Annotated in this window: 15 protein-coding genes and 2 pseudogenes; 7 read left to right on the top strand and 10 right to left on the bottom strand. The window is 40.4% G+C overall.

The genetic code is table 11. The features are described from left to right. Window positions 1–38: 38 nt before the first annotated feature. The 3 genes and pseudogenes from hisE to BVH04_RS08340 all read left to right on the top strand — a co-directional run. A pseudogene (gene hisE / locus BVH04_RS08350) lies at window positions 39–209 on the top strand (phosphoribosyl-ATP diphosphatase); the annotation flags it as partial. 375 nt (window positions 210–584) lie between these two features. After that, window positions 585–2,033, top strand: coding sequence for a M24 family metallopeptidase (locus BVH04_RS08345; RefSeq protein WP_140160545.1), 1,449 nt, complete (start codon window positions 585–587; stop codon window positions 2,031–2,033). 24 nt (window positions 2,034–2,057) lie between these two features. Continuing rightward, on the top strand, window positions 2,058–3,698 hold the full coding sequence (locus BVH04_RS08340) for a M1 family metallopeptidase (RefSeq protein WP_086541013.1): 1,641 nt from the start codon (window positions 2,058–2,060) through the stop codon (window positions 3,696–3,698). A 196-nt stretch (window positions 3,699–3,894) separates the two neighbouring features. Here BVH04_RS08340 and BVH04_RS08335 read toward each other — a convergent pair whose 3' ends face one another. Further along, complete coding sequence (locus BVH04_RS08335) at window positions 3,895–5,214, bottom strand: S41 family peptidase (protein WP_086541012.1); 1,320 nt, start codon at window positions 5,212–5,214, stop codon at window positions 3,895–3,897. 52 nt (window positions 5,215–5,266) lie between these two features. Beyond that, window positions 5,267–5,659: a Dabb family protein gene (locus tag BVH04_RS08330; RefSeq protein WP_086541011.1), complete on the bottom strand. Its 393-nt coding sequence runs from the start codon at window positions 5,657–5,659 to the stop codon at window positions 5,267–5,269. Between the two features lie 167 nt (window positions 5,660–5,826). Here BVH04_RS08330 and BVH04_RS08325 point away from each other — a divergent pair, with 167 nt between their 5' ends. Next, window positions 5,827–6,813 (top strand): aldo/keto reductase, encoded by a 987-nt coding sequence (locus BVH04_RS08325; RefSeq protein WP_086541010.1) that lies wholly within the window; start codon window positions 5,827–5,829, stop codon window positions 6,811–6,813. A gap of 151 nt (window positions 6,814–6,964) precedes the next feature. Here BVH04_RS08325 and BVH04_RS08320 read toward each other — a convergent pair whose 3' ends face one another. From BVH04_RS08320 to BVH04_RS08295, 6 genes are all read right to left on the bottom strand, one after another. Then, on the bottom strand, window positions 6,965–7,906 hold the full coding sequence (locus BVH04_RS08320; RefSeq protein WP_086541009.1) for a hypothetical protein: 942 nt from the start codon (window positions 7,904–7,906) through the stop codon (window positions 6,965–6,967). 147 nt (window positions 7,907–8,053) lie between these two features. Then, window positions 8,054–9,859, bottom strand: coding sequence for a translational GTPase TypA (gene typA, locus BVH04_RS08315; RefSeq protein ID WP_086541008.1), 1,806 nt, complete (start codon window positions 9,857–9,859; stop codon window positions 8,054–8,056). A gap of 200 nt (window positions 9,860–10,059) precedes the next feature. Then, on the bottom strand, window positions 10,060–10,758 hold the full coding sequence (locus tag BVH04_RS08310; protein ID WP_086541007.1) for a hypothetical protein: 699 nt from the start codon (window positions 10,756–10,758) through the stop codon (window positions 10,060–10,062). Then, on the bottom strand, window positions 10,755–11,417 hold the full coding sequence (locus BVH04_RS08305; protein WP_086541006.1) for a hypothetical protein: 663 nt from the start codon (window positions 11,415–11,417) through the stop codon (window positions 10,755–10,757). Before BVH04_RS08305 ends, BVH04_RS08310 begins: the two co-directional genes overlap by 4 nt. Beyond that, the gene (locus BVH04_RS08300) at window positions 11,414–12,094 is read right to left on the bottom strand and encodes a hypothetical protein (protein WP_086541005.1); all 681 of its coding nucleotides are present in this window, start codon (window positions 12,092–12,094) and stop codon (window positions 11,414–11,416) included. Before BVH04_RS08300 ends, BVH04_RS08305 begins: the two co-directional genes overlap by 4 nt. A 19-nt stretch (window positions 12,095–12,113) precedes the next feature. Next, window positions 12,114–12,461 carry a PadR family transcriptional regulator gene (locus tag BVH04_RS08295; protein ID WP_086541004.1) on the bottom strand — a complete coding sequence of 116 codons (348 nt, stop codon included), beginning with the start codon at window positions 12,459–12,461 and terminating at the stop codon, window positions 12,114–12,116. Between the two features lie 270 nt (window positions 12,462–12,731). Between BVH04_RS08295 and BVH04_RS08285 the strand changes: the two are divergent. Beyond that, window positions 12,732–13,634, top strand: a pseudogene (locus tag BVH04_RS08285) (glutaminase); the annotation flags it as partial. Here BVH04_RS08285 and BVH04_RS08280 read toward each other — a convergent pair. After that, window positions 13,631–14,086: a YciI family protein gene (locus BVH04_RS08280; RefSeq protein ID WP_086541003.1), complete on the bottom strand. Its 456-nt coding sequence runs from the start codon at window positions 14,084–14,086 to the stop codon at window positions 13,631–13,633. The pseudogene BVH04_RS08285 and the gene BVH04_RS08280 sit on opposite strands and share 4 nt — an antisense overlap. A 146-nt stretch (window positions 14,087–14,232) precedes the next feature. Continuing rightward, window positions 14,233–14,424: a DUF389 domain-containing protein gene (locus BVH04_RS26605; RefSeq protein ID WP_169714383.1), complete on the bottom strand. Its 192-nt coding sequence runs from the start codon at window positions 14,422–14,424 to the stop codon at window positions 14,233–14,235. A 914-nt stretch (window positions 14,425–15,338) separates the two neighbouring features. Between BVH04_RS26605 and BVH04_RS08275 the strand changes: the two genes are divergently transcribed. Then, entirely contained in the window at window positions 15,339–15,710 is a 372-nt protein-coding gene (locus tag BVH04_RS08275; RefSeq protein WP_086541002.1) for a response regulator, read from the top strand. A gap of 60 nt (window positions 15,711–15,770) precedes the next feature. Next, window positions 15,771–16,568: an MlaE family ABC transporter permease gene (locus BVH04_RS08270; RefSeq protein ID WP_086541001.1), complete on the top strand. Its 798-nt coding sequence runs from the start codon at window positions 15,771–15,773 to the stop codon at window positions 16,566–16,568.

The raw sequence follows: 16,568 nt of genomic DNA, 5'->3' as shown, positions 1-16,568 counted from the left end.
ATGAAATTGAGGTCGACCAATTTCGACCTATTTATTAGATAGGTGAAGAAGCGGTAGAGATAGTGATCGAAGCTAAGGACAACAACAAAGAATCGTTTATAGGTGAAGCGGCGGACTTACTTTATCATTACTAGGTATTGCTCGAACCTAAAAGTTTTGAGCTAGACGAGGTGATGGATGTGTTGATCGATCGGCCTAAGAAAAAGTAAGGCATTTGTGGTTGGTCTGTGAGGACACAGACCATGGTGGTGAGTAAGGTTTGGTCAGCCCAAGGTAGTGGGGATGGTTGATCTATGCGTTACTAACTTTGCCTCCGTTCGTGTCTTTCGAATGGAAATATTCAGAAAGTTGTGAACACATATCACAACTGAACATTCTGCCATTTTTTGGTTGGTCAGTGAGGACACAGACTACGGCTGATAACTTTCACAGTACAATTAGTCTGAAGGAATTCGGGCCTTTTTTTATTTTAGTAGGTTTGAATTGTTTCATTTTTTATCACTTTCTTAGGATAGAAGTAATTGAAAGGCCTGGCACAGATTGTTTTGGAAGATCTTTTATTGAAATTGAAAGTCGATCTAAGTATGAAAATTAAAAAAATCTTATCAGTTCTCCTGGTTTTGCTCGTGATTATTCCGTCATTTTCTCAGGAGAAAAACTACTACCAAACTGATTTCTCAAAAGAAGAATTTGCCAGTAGAAGAGCAATGATTTTTGATGCAATTGGTGATCAATCTATAGCAGTCATCCAAGGTTCGGGAGGGACGCCGGGAGTCAGCGTTTTCCGCCAATCCAATTCCTTCTATTATTTGACGGGAGTAGAATCTCCGCACGCTTACCTTCTTCTTAACGGGAAAAATAAGCGATCCACGCTTTATCTACCTCATAGAGATGAGGGAATGGAGCGTAATCAGGGCAAGGTGCTATCAGCGGAAGATGCTGAGTTGGTAAAAGAACTCACTGGAATCGAAGATGTAAAGGGCATTGAATTTCTAGCCAGAGATTTAAGCGGAACAGGTTTGATCAGACCTCCTGCTCCAGCTCTCCATGTAGAGTTTAGTCCGGTAGAAAGTGGAAATGACAGTCGGGATGAACTTCTTGCCAAGCAGATTATGGTTGCTTCTGATCCCTGGGATGGAGCGGCTTCTCGCGAAGCGTTATTCATTCAAAAACTTCAATCACAATATCCTCAATTTGAAATCAAAGACTTGACGCCTACCCTTGACGGGCTGCGGTTGATCAAAAGTAAAAAGGAGATTGAAATTCTCCGAGAAGCAACTCAGATAGCTGGTCTGGCAATCATTGAAGCTATGAAATCTACTGAGCCTGGCGTCTATGAATACCAACTGGGTGCAGCTGCCAAGTATGTTTTTACACTGCATGGTGCAATGGGCGATTCTTATCCGGCGATTATCGGAGGCGGGACAAACGCCTACATGGGTCATTATTTTCATAAAACCGACAAGCTTGTAGATGGTGATTTGGTACTGATGGACTATGCTCCGGACTATAAGTATTACTCTAGCGATGTTACCCGAATCTGGCCTGTCAACGGAAAGTTCAATGAAGAACAGCGAGCATTGTATGAATTTATAATAGAATACAGAGATGCACTTTTTAGATATATCAAACCAGGAGTCACTTCCAATGAAGTGCTGGATCAAGCCGCAGCTGATATGAAAAAGTATATGGTGGGAAAGACTTTTGTCAAGTCTTCTCATTTGAAAGCAGTGGAAGATGGGATTAAGTTTCGGGGACATTTCCAGCATCCTGTAGGAATGATTGTTCACGACGTGGGACGAGTTCACGGAGTGAAATTAAAGCCAGGAATGGTCTTTACGATTGACCCGATGATCTGGATTCGGGACGAAAGACTCTATATAAGAATTGAGGATGTAGCTTTGGTTACAGAAGATGGAGTCGAAAATATGAGTGCATTTGTGCCAACCAGTATAGAAGATGTGGAGAAGACAATAGCTGAGAAAGGGATGATTGAAGAACGTCCTGCTGTGAAATTACCATTCGAAAAATAGCCTTTAACCTTGATCATTTCCCTTATGAAACACGCATTATTGAGCCTTTCTTTTCTACTTCTTTGTATTACTTTTTCTTTCGCAGAAGATAAGTACCCTAAAAATCCCAAAGTAGATATTCTGAATTATGTATTCAGAATAGAACTATCTGATGATACAGATGAGATCAAATGTGAAGTAACAATAGATGTGAGTTATAAGGGAGGAGTGGATGTCCTTAGGCTGGATTTGACAAAGTCTAGCGAAGCTTTAGGGAACAAAGGAATGACTGTCAGCAAAGTATTGGCAGCTGGGGGAAAAGAGTTTAGTTACTCACACGTAGGGGAAGAATTGAAGATCAATTTGCCTGAGGCATCTTATTTAAACCAAAGAAGTAGCTATACCGTGTTTTATTCTGGTATTCCAGCGACGGGACTGAAGATCGCAAATAATAAGTATGGCGATCGGACTTTTTTCAGTGACAACTGGCCTGACAAAGCACGAAATTGGTTGGCGGTTGTGGATCATCCTTATGACAAGGCCACAAGCGAGTTTGTCGTGACGGCTCCTGATCATTATCAAGTCGTATCCAATGGACTTATGGTCGAAGAAACTGACCTAGGAGATGGGAATCGGGTGACGCATTGGAAGCAATCCGTACCAATAGCATCTTGGTTGTATGTGATGGGAGTGGCTGAATTTGCGGTTCAGCATGTAGATGATTTTGATGGAAAAGCTATACAGACTTGGGTATATCGTCAGGATAAAGAGGCTGGCTTTTATGATTTTGCGGAGCCTACCAAAAAAGCACTTGAATTCTACTCTGACTACATCGGCCCTTTTTCCTATGAGAAACTCGCAAATATCCAATCTAATAGCGTAAGTGGCGGCATGGAAGCGGCATCCGCAATTTTATATAGTGAGAGTTCGGTAGTGGGAGATAGGAATGAACGCTGGCGAAATGTGGTGATTCATGAAATCGCTCATCAATGGTTTGGAAATGCGGTCACCGAGTATGACTGGGATGATGTGTGGCTAAGCGAGGGATTTGCCACCTATTTTACATCGCTTTTCATAGAGCACCAGTATGGTCACGATGCTTTTATGGAGCAGATGGCATCTAGTAAAAAGCGGGTAGATAATTTTAATGCCCAAAATCCCGGCTATACCATCGTTCATAATAATTTGGAGGATATGAGTAAGGTTACGACGGGCCAGACATATCAAAAGGGATCATGGATTCTGCATATGCTGCGTGGAATAATGGGAGAGGAGCTTTTCTGGGAAGGAATTCGGGCTTATTATTCCAAATACCAAAACCTGAATGCTACAACCGCTGATTTTAGAAGGGAAATGGAGGAAGTATCAGGAAGGGATCTTGAGGTTTTCTTTGACCAGTGGTTGTATAAGCCCGGGGCCATGGTGTTTGAGGGTGGTTGGGAATACAATAAGATTCGACAGGAACTTGAAATCTCACTAAATCAGGTTCAGAAGGACGGGAGTTTATTCGAAATGCCTATCCAAGTGGCAATTTATAAGCAAGGTGAAAAGGTGCGTCTCATTAAAACTCTTGAGATAAAAGAGAAAACAAACTCCTTTTCTTTTGCACTTGACTTTGAGCCGGAGAAAGTAATTCTAGATCCAGATTCTTGGGTACTGATGGAATCTACTTTCAATAAGAAGTAATCTGTGTAGCCGCTTTTCCGCCAGTAGAATACAAAATCAACAGAGAATTTGGTGATCCCGATAGCCATCGGTACTAGCAAAGGCGCCACTTCTGTCTTCCGTCATCGGCCTGCCTCGATGTGGCGGGTCTTCCAGCCCGCTAAGCAAAGAAAATAAGAATCGTGGCAGCATTGCAGATACTCATTATAAGTAATTTCTAATAAGCTGGAAACTCCTGTTTCAGTCCTTTGAACTGATCGATCATCTCCCATTTGGGTCTGTAGAAAGTATTCAGGATTCTCCCGCCAACATAGCCGTTTTCCACAACATTCAGCGCAGCAGCCAGACGTAAGTCATTCTGATCTCCCCAATTGAACTGCGGTGTATCGCCCACAGCAAAGTCAGCTGGAAATCCATCGAAATATTCGGCTTTTCCTTCAGCATTTGCAGTAGCAAAAGTGATGGGTACTAGTTCTACGTTATTATCCTTAAGGATACTGTTGTAGCTCGAAAGCGGAAATGAACCCACCGGCTTGCCGAACGTATTATCTCCAACTAGCGTAATGTCGAAATAGGGATCAAGTGAATTGATCACTAGTTCAGATGCTGAAGCTGAGCCACGGGAGGTAATGAAAATCAATTTATCCAAGTTTAAACTGCCTCCTTTTTTGAAATTCACGCTTTTTTGATTTTCTGTTTTTAGCGAATTCAGCTTGTTTGTGTACATCAGTTTATTGGTATTTACGGCTTGAATCAAGTAGTTATTGATTTGCTCAGCTACGGCTACAGATCCGCCGCCATTGTATCTAAGATCTATAATCAATTCATTTATGCCAGCGGCTTCAAAAAACTTGATTGATTCATCCACTTCCAGACTTTTGGTAGGAGATTGACCGGCTGTGGCTTTGAAACTCTGATACACCCAATACCCAACTTTTTTGCCAGCAAGCTCAATTACTTCCTGATGCAGCACTGAGTTTGACTGGTATTCTGCTTTCACATTTGTACGGGTAGAAGTGGTGCCGTCCGGTAAGTTGAAAGTGAAGGAATTTGTGATTCCGGGGTCTGAGGTTCCTAATTTAAAGTCATATCCTCCAGAACTGGTTTTGTATTGCGAGATAGCTTTCCCATTAATGTCGGTGATTTCCCAGCCGCGTTGCCAGCCGTCTTTTCCAGCAGGCGACTCATCGAAAACAAAAGTTAGATAAAGTTTTTCGGCAGCATCAAAGGCAAACCCAAACCCATGACCTGCATTCTTACCCACAAATGCATCGTTGAATGCACTTTGGGTAGTCAGATAGGAGAATCGATCCAGAGGTTTGAAAAGGATTGCAGCCAGGAGCTCTTCATTGGAAGAATAATCCGCCGTGTTAATAGAAGCCGGCAGCTCGTCATTCCAGTAGTACCATTCCTGCATGGATTCAAAAATAGCACCTCTCACTTTTTCCGATTGAGGGTCTGGAATTATTTCATCTTTTGGTTGACATGACCAGATGAGTAGTATTAGTATTCCGAAAATCCACTTTGAGTTATTCATAATATCAGGCTTAGCTGTAGTTAGCTACGAGTGAGAGGTGGTTTTAGATGTGTTAGATTGCGATGTCGTACACTTGCACTTTTTTCCACATGTGAGAATACTTCTCAATAAACTCCAAATGGGTAGGATCTGTTTGATAAATCAACTGATCCTCTAAGCTATCAAAGAAAGCCGTGCAGGATACTTGGAAACTATGATCGACTACATCTCTGTCTTCGGTGGCGGCAGGTGTGCCAGCGATGAATTTGCCTACAGTCTTGCATCTACCTAGCATAGGTACTGCTTCTGTGAGAAATTCTTGCGTGTTGGCAGTATCATGTAGCCAAAAGTATACTTGGTGAATCATTTTTTGTTTTGCCATTACTTTAGCGATTGAGGTTATAGGTAGGACAGCGGTAGCACTTGCCACGCTGATGGTTTTGATAAATTGTCTTCTTGATTTCATGTAAATAGCTTATTGGTTTAAGGCATTTGTTGGATTTTTCTAACGGACAAAAATCAGGATTAACTGTGATTCTAAAGATAAAAATTTAAATTACTTTTAGATAATCAGGGGATTTTTAGCCTTCCTTTTTTATTCCAACTCCCTTTTTTCAATAAAATAGAAGAACTATGAATTATAGAATTTTAGGAAAGACCGGATGGAAAGTTTCAGAAATAGGACTGGGGACTTGGCAAGTTGGTGGAGGCTGGGGAAGCCCATTTAGCCCAAAAGTTGCTGAGGAAATACTTCATGCGGCCTTTGACAAAGGGATAAATTTCGTAGATACTGCTGATGTGTATGATGGGGGGGCGAGTGAAGCAGCCGTAGGGCAGGCTGTAAGAGATCGGTCGGAAAAGATATATGTGGCGACTAAATGCGGCAGAAGGATTCAGCCTCACATCGACGAAACCTATACCATAGAGAGGCTGAGGCGTCATGTAGAAGATAGCCTACGCAATACTGGGTTGAATAGGTTGGATTTGATTCAGTTACATTGTCCACCCACTTCGGTATATCAGCGGGATGATATCTTCGGTTTGTTTGAAAAATTGAAGGCAGAAGGCAAAATAGCTGCAATGGGCGTGAGCGTGGAGAAAGTGGAAGAAGCGAAACGCGCTATGGAATATGAGATTGTTTCAAGTGTCCAGGTGATTTTCAATATGTTTCGGCAGAAACCAGCCGATGAGCTTTTTAAAATAGCATCCACAAAAAACGTAGGGTTAATAATTCGTGTTCCATTGGCCAGTGGACTACTTACTGGTAAAATCACACCTGAAACTACTTTTTCTAAAGACGATCACCGACACTTTAACCGTGAAGGAAAAGCTTTTGATAAGGGAGAGACCTTTTCAGGAGTTCCTTTGGGAAAAGCATTTCCTGCAGTGGAGGAGTTGAAGGATTTCTTTAAAGGAGATGGAGATTTGGCTGCACTGGCTCTTCGCTGGATATTGATGTACGATGAGGTAAGTGTAGTGATTCCCGGCGCTTCAACATCTTCCCAATTGGAAGAAAATGTGAAGGCAGGCCAACTACCAAACCTGACGGATGAACAAATGATAGGTGTTAAGAAAATCTACGACAAGTACATCCGCGAGGAAGTCCATCATCTTTGGTAGAAAGCAAAATATCCCCTAAATTCTCGCTTGAGGGATTCAATCTATTTTAGAATCTTGACTCTGTGATCTCAGTTAGGCGTCTTTTTTGTTATTCTGGTGGTTGGCCTTGCTCTAAATAAATCTTGTTCAGTCTCTTTTTTAAAATGACCTCTTAATTTCCTATCATCGAGACATTAATGGTAATTTTAGAAGGGATGTAGGATTTGGTGTAAAGGTAGAAGTTGGAGATTTTTTGATTGTTTTGCCCAGATAATACGACATAATCCTCTCCACCATCGATCACTTCCAATTCATGGAATTCTTTACTGATTCCTTGAGAGCTGACGAACAGTTGATTTCCGACTTCATTAATCTCTCTTAGCCGGTCAAAAACAGGTCTTCCTTCTGAGCTATACTTTGAAGCTTCAATCGTTTGTAGTTCCGCATTGCCTGAAGGCAGGCTTTTGATTGTCATCAGGTGAAACTCTTGATTTGAAATTTTACTTTTCAGGTAATCAATTTCCAAAGGATTGGAGCGAAAAGCCATACCAACATACGAGAGATTCACTGTGCTGAAAGCAGCTCCTACACCAACATCATTTTGAAGACCGTTGACGCCATAGTTATAGTTGAAATAAGTTGTGTTGACATTTTCTCCGACGTTCTCAATTAGCACTACATTAGCTCCAAGCATAGCTGCTTCTAGTTTCAGTTTGGAAATGGGTTTTTGGATCGACTGATTTATTGTTGTGAGTGGCTCCATTTTATAGAATGCTGTATTTAGCAATCCTAACTGCTCTAGATCTAAAACTTCCGATGGATCCGTAGCAATAAAGACATTTTGGTAGTCGTCCAGATCATTGATGTATTTGGGGATTTCCTGAAAAACCTCTTGTCTTCCGCTCGCAAATTCGATTTTATTAACTAGGATTTTATTAATACTGTATACAGTCTCTTCTCCAGAATAGGTATAGCGTATCGCTACCGGGGTGATTTCCTTTACATTTACTTCTTTCACTTCATTCTGAGTAAACAATTTATCGGATTTGGTCTGCGCAAAAAGTGAAACTCCGAAAAAGCAAAGTATGAAAGGGAGCAGTTGATATTTTTTCATAGTAAATATTAATTGTTTAATTCTGAGACGCAAAAGTTGGATGAATAGTTTGGCTATTCGATTAGTCTAGACAAAAAAAATCCCTCAAACTTTCGTCCGAGGGATTCTATATATTCTTGATTTTAGAACGTTAGCCCTTTAATCTTCTTAAGAGTCTTTCTTGGCGTTTCTGGTTCTTTCGCCTTCGTCCAAATAGATTTTTCTCATTCGGATAGATTTAGGAGTGATCTCTAGGTACTCATCTTTTTGGATATATTCCATAGATTCTTCTAGAGAAAACTTCTTAGCTGGCGTGATACGCGCATTGTCATCAGATCCTGATGCACGCATGTTGGTCAATTTCTTGCCTTTCTGTACGTTTACCACGATGTCATTGTCACGTGAGTTTTCACCGATGACCTGGCCTGTGTATAGATCATCACCTGGTTCTACGAAGAAGGTACCTCTGTCCTGAAGCTTATCAATCGCGTAAGCTGTACACTGCCCGCCATCCATAGAGATCAAGGATCCGTTGGTACGACCTGGCATTACACCTTTGAAAGGCTCATATGAAGTAAATCGGTGGTTCATAATGGCTTCACCTTGAGTAGCGGTAAGCATGTTATTTCTCAAACCGATCAAACCTCTTGAAGGAATGTTGAATTCCAAGTGCTGAAGATCTCCTTTAGGCTCCATTACCAGCAATTCACCTTTACGCTGAGTAGCCAGTTCGATCACTTTACCGGCAGTTTCCTGAGGAACATCTACGAATAACGTTTCGATAGGCTCACATTTAGTACCGTCTATTTCTTTGAAGATCACCTGAGGCTGACCTACCTGAAGTTCGTAACCTTCTCTTCTCATAGTTTCGATCAAAACAGACAAGTGAAGGATACCACGACCGTAAACCAAGAACTTGTCTTCAGAATCAGTTGATTCTACACGAAGTGCCAAGTTTTTCTCAGTCTCTTTCATCAGACGATCTCTCAAGTGACGTGACGTCACAAATTTCCCTTCTTTACCGAAGAAAGGAGAGTTGTTGATGGTGAAGAGCATATTCATCGTAGGCTCATCAATAGAGATTCTTGGAAGAGCCTCTGGATTCTCAGCATCAGCGATAGTATCACCGATCTCGAAATCTTCTATACCAGTTACTGCACAGATATCACCGGCGGCAACTTCTGTAACTCTAAGTTTTCCAAGTCCTTCAAACGTATGAAGCTCTTTAACTTTCATCTTTTTGATAGTACCGTCACCTTTCATCAAAGCGATCTGCTGGCCTTCTTTGATTGTACCTCTTTTCACACGACCGATAGCGATTCTACCTACGAAATTGGAATAATCCAGAGAGGTGATTTGCATCTGTAGTGTGCCTTCTTCGATTTTTGGAGCTGGGATATGTTCCAAAATAGCATCCAAAAGAGGGAAGATTGTATCTGTAGGGTTTTTCCAATCAGGACCCATCCAGTTTTGCTTAGCTGATCCGTAAAGCGTCTGGAATTCCAACTGCTCTTCGGTAGCGTCCAAGTTGAACATCAATTCGAATACTGCCTCGTGAACTTCGTCAGGACGACAGTTTTCTTTATCTACCTTGTTTACTATTACAATAGGAGTCAATCCAAGATCCAAAGCTTTGCCCAATACAAATCGGGTCTGAGGCATAGGACCTTCGAAAGCATCCACCAAAAGGATCACCCCATCAGCCATCTTCAATACTCGCTCTACTTCACCACCGAAATCGGCGTGACCTGGAGTGTCAATAATGTTGATTTTAGCGTCTTTGTAGCGAACGGATACGTTCTTTGAAAGAATGGTAATTCCTCGTTCACGCTCCAGGTCATTGCTGTCAAGAATCAAATCTTGAAACTGCTGGTTTTCTCTGAAAATCTGAGAAGCGTGTATGATTTTGTCCACGAGTGTAGTCTTGCCGTGGTCAACGTGTGCGATAATCGCGATATTCCGAATATTCTGCATGGTTTGCCTGATTGAGGCGCAAAAGTACAAATAAAATTTTGGAGTAAGGTTATCTACCTGTGAAGTTTAGTGTTATGTGCCCTGATGAGCCTATTTAGCATATAGAAGATTTGATAGTTTTACCCTGCGCTTAGAAGGTATTAAGGAAAAATGGAGAGACTTACAGTTGCAATAAGAAAAACCCACTGAATTCTTTTTTACTACCCTTCGTAGATGGCTTGTAACTTTTTGGTTTCTGCGATTGATCTGTTCAAAACCCTAGGAAGGATGAAGACTGAAAAGAACGACATTAAGATAAACACAAGGCCTATGGACATGAAAACACCTTTGGCAGTGAATTCAATGACGTAATTGGGGTTTTCAAAATACCTTAATCCATAAATATTGACTTGCATAAAGAGGTTCAGGATAACCAAAAAGTTGTTGGTGCTTTTAAATGCCACGTAATTTTTGAGCTCTTTATCAACTCTCATATAGCTACTAATTACATATACCAACCCAATAAAAAAGAATATGACACCCCAAATAGGCAAGGTCAATTCATATCCAAACGGTCTGGTATTTATACTCAGCCAATATAGGATAGATGCTATAGCTATTGGATAGATGATTCTAATACTCGTAAAGATTGACTTAAACTCTTCCCAGAAAAATCTCCGATACCGCTTTTCTATGCTTTTTGTATAAGACTCTGCCAAATCACTGAACCCAAAAATCCCAAATTCCCCATGGACTTTTCGAAAAGCATCGTCTAGTGATAGAGTAGGCTTTTCTTCTAAAAGTACTTCCACCTTGCAGGCCACATGATCCAAGATCTCATATTGCAAATCGATCTCAGGATAACCTTTGTAGGAAATCAGTTTTTTGAGTGTAGTTATTTGGGAAGGGGAGAGTTTCATTGAACGTGACTTTTTTTAGGCAAATTTGAAGCAACAACTATTAGACTTATCGAATAAATGATGCTAAGGACGGTGGCTAGTGCCATTCCTATAGCAAATAGCTTGTTTGATTGAATGTCACCACGAGTCAATACAGTTGGCATAACCCAGATCCACATCATAAGTGTGTTCAATATTCCAACCTTTTTTATAACAGTTAAAGATGAGACTGACACAGACTTGTGGGTGAGGCTAAAGGATAATGCATCTCTTTTCATGAAAAATATTCCAGCGGCCGTGCAAATAATAGACAGCAGGAAAATGATTATTAATTCAGAAGGTGGAATAATGAAGATAGAGATATTCAGTACAGCAAATCCTGCGAAACCTATCAAGAGACCTTTTATTCCATGATTCCAGAACTTGAGATAATCTAGTTGAGCGACAAGTACTTGCTTGGATACATTTGTTTCCAATTCCTTATCCATATTTTTTACCACCGACCAGGCAAAGGTCTCATTCAGCTTCGCAATGATTACGGGAGAATCTATAGCTGGAGTATTCTCTAGCGTTGTACAATAGTGATCAAAGATCTCCTCATACACTTCGGTGTATCTGATATAAAGGCTTTTTAGCCGAGTATGAATCCATTCGAGTTCTTGCGAAGAAAGCTTTCTCATATCAGCGCGATTTTAGATTTTAGTTTGCAAGCCTCATAAAATGAAAGCATGTAGCTGATAAATAAACCATAGATTAGAAGGATGGCAATTATGGAAAAGATGCTTTCCATAGAATTAAGCAAGTTCAACGTTCTCGGAATATTAAAAAGCAAATTAAATACACCAAACATGATGGCAAATTGAGTGACAGAATTAGGCAAATAGGATGATTGGAGCGTGGTGTGACTTTTTACCAGCTTTCTGATTTCATTTACCTTTTTATAAGATTTGTACCAAAGCCATCCGTTAAGTGAAAATCCTGATATAAAGGGAAAGCTAAGTGCGAGTGTTCTGGAAAATGCTCCTCCATTGATCCATATATAGAAGAAAATAATAAAAAAGAAAATCGTCCACATCGCTCTCGGCCAAGTGAAATAGCTTTTCCAAATGGACCATTGAAGCCGATTAAGCTCCTTTTCGGCTGTTTCATAAAAGTTAAGTTGAAGGGTTTTGCAATAGTTTGGGGTGAACTTCCCCTCCAACTCAAATAATTGCTCTTCGAAATCCATCTCCTCAAAACTCTCCAAATGACTCACATAGTGATCATAGATCTCTATTAGGATTTCCGCTGAAGTCAATTCTTTTGCTGCGATGGCTTTTTTCACCTGATCAAGTTCCTGTTCTGTAAGTTTTCTCATAGCTGCTTGGTTTAAAAAATCAGATGTTAAAACCTGGTTTGAGGTCAGGAGTCAGTATTCTTTGGAGGTTTTCTACGAAACCCTGCAACTCGGACATTTTGCTGGTGACTTCCTTTTGCCCGTCATTAGTCAAACTATAATACTTGCGAACTCGATTGTCCACCTGTTGGATATCAGTGCTGAGCAGCCCCTCTGCTTCCAGTTTATGCAAGGCAGGGTAGAGAGCGCCTTCAGTAATTTTGATTTCACCTGCTGTAAGTTCTTTGACACGCTGTGTGATCTCATAGCCATACATGCGTTCATTCTCTTCCAAGAGCTTTAGAATGATGGTTTGAAGAGAGCCTTTGATTAGATTGTTATTCGACATGGTTTCGCTGTATTACCTAGCTAAACCAAATATATAGAAAAATTATATACATAAGAATTTTAGGTATGTGATTTTTCATTCCTTCTCGAAATTTGGAATAACTGCGGAGTATGTTTGACTACAGAGTCAATAGGGAAGTCAGCATCGGTCACCTAGCATCGGACATCAGACTACTAAGTCAAACTGGCAACATTCCATCTATATATGATTTCTCAAAAAAACCTTTCATTCACGATCAAAATTCCACACTTTTCTAACATGGATTATCAGGAACTTATTGAAGAAGTATATCACGAAGTACAAGCGGAGAACCTAAAAGGCAAAGTCGCTGACTATATTCCTGAAATTGCCTCCGTAAACCCAAATCAATTCGGGATAGCGTTGGTGGATCTCAAAGGCAATGTTTATGGTGTTGGAGACCATCAGGTTCCATTTTCTATCCAAAGTATCAGTAAGGTTCATACGCTGACGATGGTTTTTAATGTATTCAATACGAAACTTTGGTCTCGGGTAAATGTGGAGCCAAGTGGTGATCCTTTCAATTCAATAGCGCAGCTGGAATACGAAAAGGGAATTCCCAGAAATCCCTTTATCAATGCAGGAGCCTTGGTGATTACGGATGCCCTGTGTAGCAAATTCGAAAAGCCGATAGATCAACTAACAGAGTTTATAAATGAGCTTGCGGGTGAGACTTGCGTGAAAATCAACTCTGAGGTCAAGAATTCTGAAAAGAATCATGGGGCACGCAACACGGCATTGGCTTATTTCCTAAAATCATACAAAAACTTCAACAACCCTATCGATGAGGTGCTCGATTTGTATTTTTCCCACTGTTCTATGGAAATGAGTTGTGTGGATCTGGCCAAATCCTTTTCCTTTCTAGCCAATGACGGCTTTTCTGTTTTTGCCAATCGTCAGATTCTATCAGAAAGCAGCGCCCGAAGGATTAATGCACTGATGCTGACATGTGGATTTTATGATGAAGCAGGAGAATTTGCATTCAGAGTTGGACTTCCTGGTAAAAGTGGGGTAGGAGGAGGAGTGGCTGCAGTGATGCCGCATAAGTTTAGTATCGCTGTGTGGAGTCCTGAGCTCAATGATAAAGGGAATTCTATCAAAGCCATTAGAGCTTTAGAACTCTTGACTGACAAATTAGCCTTCTCTTTATTCTAGATTTCAACCTTAGCCACTTTGCTATGCATATCCACCATTAGCATCAATGCAGCTGAGCCGTACCATTCTTTTAGAACCATTCTCAGTACGCCAGCTTTGACCGCTGGATCAGTTGAGGTAAGTTGCTCTTCTTCTTCCATACTTTCCACAGCAAAGAAAAATAGACCTCGCAAATCCTCATTTCCAAAGAAAGGTCCAGCCATTACCATCTTTCCTTCTTTCGCCAGTCTATTGAGGTTTGCCATGTGTCCAGCTTGGATGTCTGACCGTTCTTGCTCGGAATACTCCTCCACTTTGTCACCACGATAAAGGAAAGCAATTACATATTTTCTCATGCCGTACTCATCGGCACCGACTTCTTTAGCTAAAGTTTCATCAAAGGCTGAATTTTGTGCGAAAGAATAAGAATTGGCGAAAATGGCGAAGATTAAGAACAAGATTAGCTTTTTCATAGGTCTGGGGGGTATTATAAGATTAAGAAAACTGAATCTGACTTATCGCATAGTTAAAACCAATTTAGCAAATTTTCAATGTCTGAGTAAGAGGGTTTCTTATTATCCAAGATCTCTTTTTTTGGGACATTTCATAAATTTCACGATCAATTAAGTTGATCAAGAGATGAAGACGAGTTGGTGAATAACAGGTAAAAGGCACCAAAAAAAAAGTACATATTCATAGTTGCCAAACTGTAGCCAGCCGAGCATATCAACGCAGTGACAATTGCCACACCTCGGACCGCATTACTTTTCACCTTTTCTAGAGCCAGCCATGATCCCAGCGAGTCTTCCAAAGACCGCAATCAGGACATCCTAAATCGTCGGTATATTTGGCACAATTAGCTCCGAGTGGGCATTGTCAAGACGTATGAAATAAAAGCAAATCTGGATATCAAAATAACACTAAAAACAACTACTCCAAGATTCCTGATCGAGCAATTCACCAAGTCAAAAATCGTTAAATATAGCGGCCATTATGATCCCCATATTGGGATGCCTCAGGGGCGAAATGTGCAAATCTCAGTTGATGTCTGCCTTGAGTGTACGTTAAGTCCTAACAGAAACGACGTGAATCACAAATATCAAAGTTCAGATATTTACTCCATTTAGCTCTACGTTTTTGACGATTTATTCTATCATTTTCAACTCACATTTTTGACTTCTCGAAGATCAAATCGATCTCAGCAATGGTGTAAATGGATTACTCCTTCTATTTCGTGGCTTAGCCTCTTCCTTCATTTTTCTAAAAATAAATCTTTTCATAATAATTGAAATCCAGACCTTTTTTGGGGTAAGATAGTGCCAGTCTAAAAGCAGAATATTCTACGGTGAAGGTAATCGAGTGTTTATCAGTCCTGCTTCCTATCGCTAAATAATCACACACTTATGTAGTAATCATGACTTTATAATTTGAACCGTAACTAGTTGATTTTATGAAGTATAAGACTGGTTTAGGGTTCACATAATTTGACTGGACTAAAAAGATTAGCTTTGGCTAAAAATTAGATGATTAGCAAAATAGCCCCGCTTAAATCCCAAAGAGCATTCCTATTATCGATGATAAGGATTTCTGGACAGGTTTCGCGTATTTACTCTCACTTTGAAAAGTTTTGTTTAACAATCTGCTTAGTAGAGATTGAGTTTTTGAGTCATAATTTTATAATCTTAGCAAAAGCAACTCATATCTTTTACTGTCAAACTTTTCAGAATGAAACCTACCAGCATCAAAAAAATCCTTTTACTCGATGACGATAGAATCCAAAAAATCCTAGTGGAAAAAAGACTTTTGAAAATTGACTCTGGTGTTGAATTTGTTTATTTCGATTCACCTGGCAAAGCTTTGGATTTTCTGAAATCTGAATCGGTAGATTTACTTTTGGTAGATTTGAATTTGCCTGAAATGAGCGGTTGGGAATTTGTAAATGAGGTGGAAAAAGTTTGTCCAGATTCTATAGTGATTTTGCAATCCGGGTCTGTTGAAAGTGAAGAAATGAAGCGGGCAAATTTGGATAAAAGAATCAGTAATATTTTTGAAAAGCCATTGAGTGAATCCGACTTGAGATCAATCCTTGGACTTTGAACTATATTAGAATCATCCTTTTAAATAATTTAATTAATTTCGAGCCATCATAAAGAATGTATGACTGAAAAAGCAGCAGACAGAAAGCCCCTGCTTTCAAAGAAAATAGATAAGTTTTTTACCGGACTGGCGGACGCTTGGAATTTTCTCAAGCGATTCTTCAAAGAGGTATTTGTGCCGCCTTATGAATTTAGGGAGGTTATTCATCAGTGCTATAGGATTGGGGTAGAATCTTTGCCCCTGATTGCTCTGACTGGATTTATTGTGGGAATCGTATTTACCAACCAATCCAGGCCTTCACTCTCTAACTTCGGAGCCACTTCATGGCTTCCTTCCTTGATTGCCATTGCTGTGGTAAGGGCTATGGGCCCATTGGTGACAGCATTGATTGCAGCAGGAAAGGTAGGGTCAAGTATAGGTGCTGAGATAGGCTCTATGAAAGTGACGGAGCAGATAGACGCGATGGAAGTATCAGCGACCAATCCATTCAAATTCTTGGTAGTTACACGGGTACTGGCGACAACATTCATGATACCTGTGCTGGTGATGTTCACCGATTTTGTAGCCTTGATGGGATCATTTCTTAGCGTGAATGCAAATGAAAATGTTAGTATGCTAACCTTCTTTGTTCAGGTTTTCGAATCCATCAGCTTTCTGGATATTATTTCATCGGTTCTAAAAGCGCTGCTTTTTGGCTTTACAATTGGTATTGTAGGCTGCTACAAGGGTTACAATTCTTCCAAAGGAACAGAGGGCGTTGGCCGTGCTGCAAATGCCGCGGTGGTGATGGCGATGTTCCTGATATTTATTGAAGAGCTTTTGGTTCTTCAGATCGTGAACGCAATTCGAATGATGTAA

The sequence above is a fragment of the Algoriphagus antarcticus genome (assembly GCF_002150685.1).
Lineage (GTDB): Bacteria > Bacteroidota > Bacteroidia > Cytophagales > Cyclobacteriaceae > Algoriphagus > Algoriphagus antarcticus.
Note: the sequence above shows the minus strand (reverse complement) of the source record. Positions and strands in the feature narration are given on the sequence as shown.

Excerpts from the sequence above, each read along its gene's own strand:
- BVH04_RS08345 (WP_140160545.1), top strand. The coding sequence starts at position 585 with ATGAAAATTAAAAAAATCTTATCAGTTCTCCTGGTTTTGCTCGTGATT.
- BVH04_RS08330 (WP_086541011.1), bottom strand. The coding sequence starts at position 5,659 with ATGAAATCAAGAAGACAATTTATCAAAACCATCAGCGTGGCAAGTGCT.
- BVH04_RS08295 (WP_086541004.1), bottom strand. The coding sequence starts at position 12,461 with ATGTCGAATAACAATCTAATCAAAGGCTCTCTTCAAACCATCATTCTA.
- typA (WP_086541008.1), bottom strand. The coding sequence starts at position 9,859 with ATGCAGAATATTCGGAATATCGCGATTATCGCACACGTTGACCACGGC.
- BVH04_RS08335 (WP_086541012.1), bottom strand. The coding sequence starts at position 5,214 with ATGAATAACTCAAAGTGGATTTTCGGAATACTAATACTACTCATCTGG.
- BVH04_RS08300 (WP_086541005.1), bottom strand. The coding sequence starts at position 12,094 with ATGAGAAAACTTACAGAACAGGAACTTGATCAGGTGAAAAAAGCCATC.
- BVH04_RS08340 (WP_086541013.1), top strand. The coding sequence starts at position 2,058 with ATGAAACACGCATTATTGAGCCTTTCTTTTCTACTTCTTTGTATTACT.
- BVH04_RS08280 (WP_086541003.1), bottom strand. The coding sequence starts at position 14,086 with ATGAAAAAGCTAATCTTGTTCTTAATCTTCGCCATTTTCGCCAATTCT.
- BVH04_RS08325 (WP_086541010.1), top strand. The coding sequence starts at position 5,827 with ATGAATTATAGAATTTTAGGAAAGACCGGATGGAAAGTTTCAGAAATA.
- BVH04_RS08275 (WP_086541002.1), top strand. The coding sequence starts at position 15,339 with ATGAAACCTACCAGCATCAAAAAAATCCTTTTACTCGATGACGATAGA.
- BVH04_RS08320 (WP_086541009.1), bottom strand. The coding sequence starts at position 7,906 with ATGAAAAAATATCAACTGCTCCCTTTCATACTTTGCTTTTTCGGAGTT.
- BVH04_RS08270 (WP_086541001.1), top strand. The coding sequence starts at position 15,771 with ATGACTGAAAAAGCAGCAGACAGAAAGCCCCTGCTTTCAAAGAAAATA.
- BVH04_RS08310 (WP_086541007.1), bottom strand. The coding sequence starts at position 10,758 with ATGAAACTCTCCCCTTCCCAAATAACTACACTCAAAAAACTGATTTCC.
- BVH04_RS08305 (WP_086541006.1), bottom strand. The coding sequence starts at position 11,417 with ATGAGAAAGCTTTCTTCGCAAGAACTCGAATGGATTCATACTCGGCTA.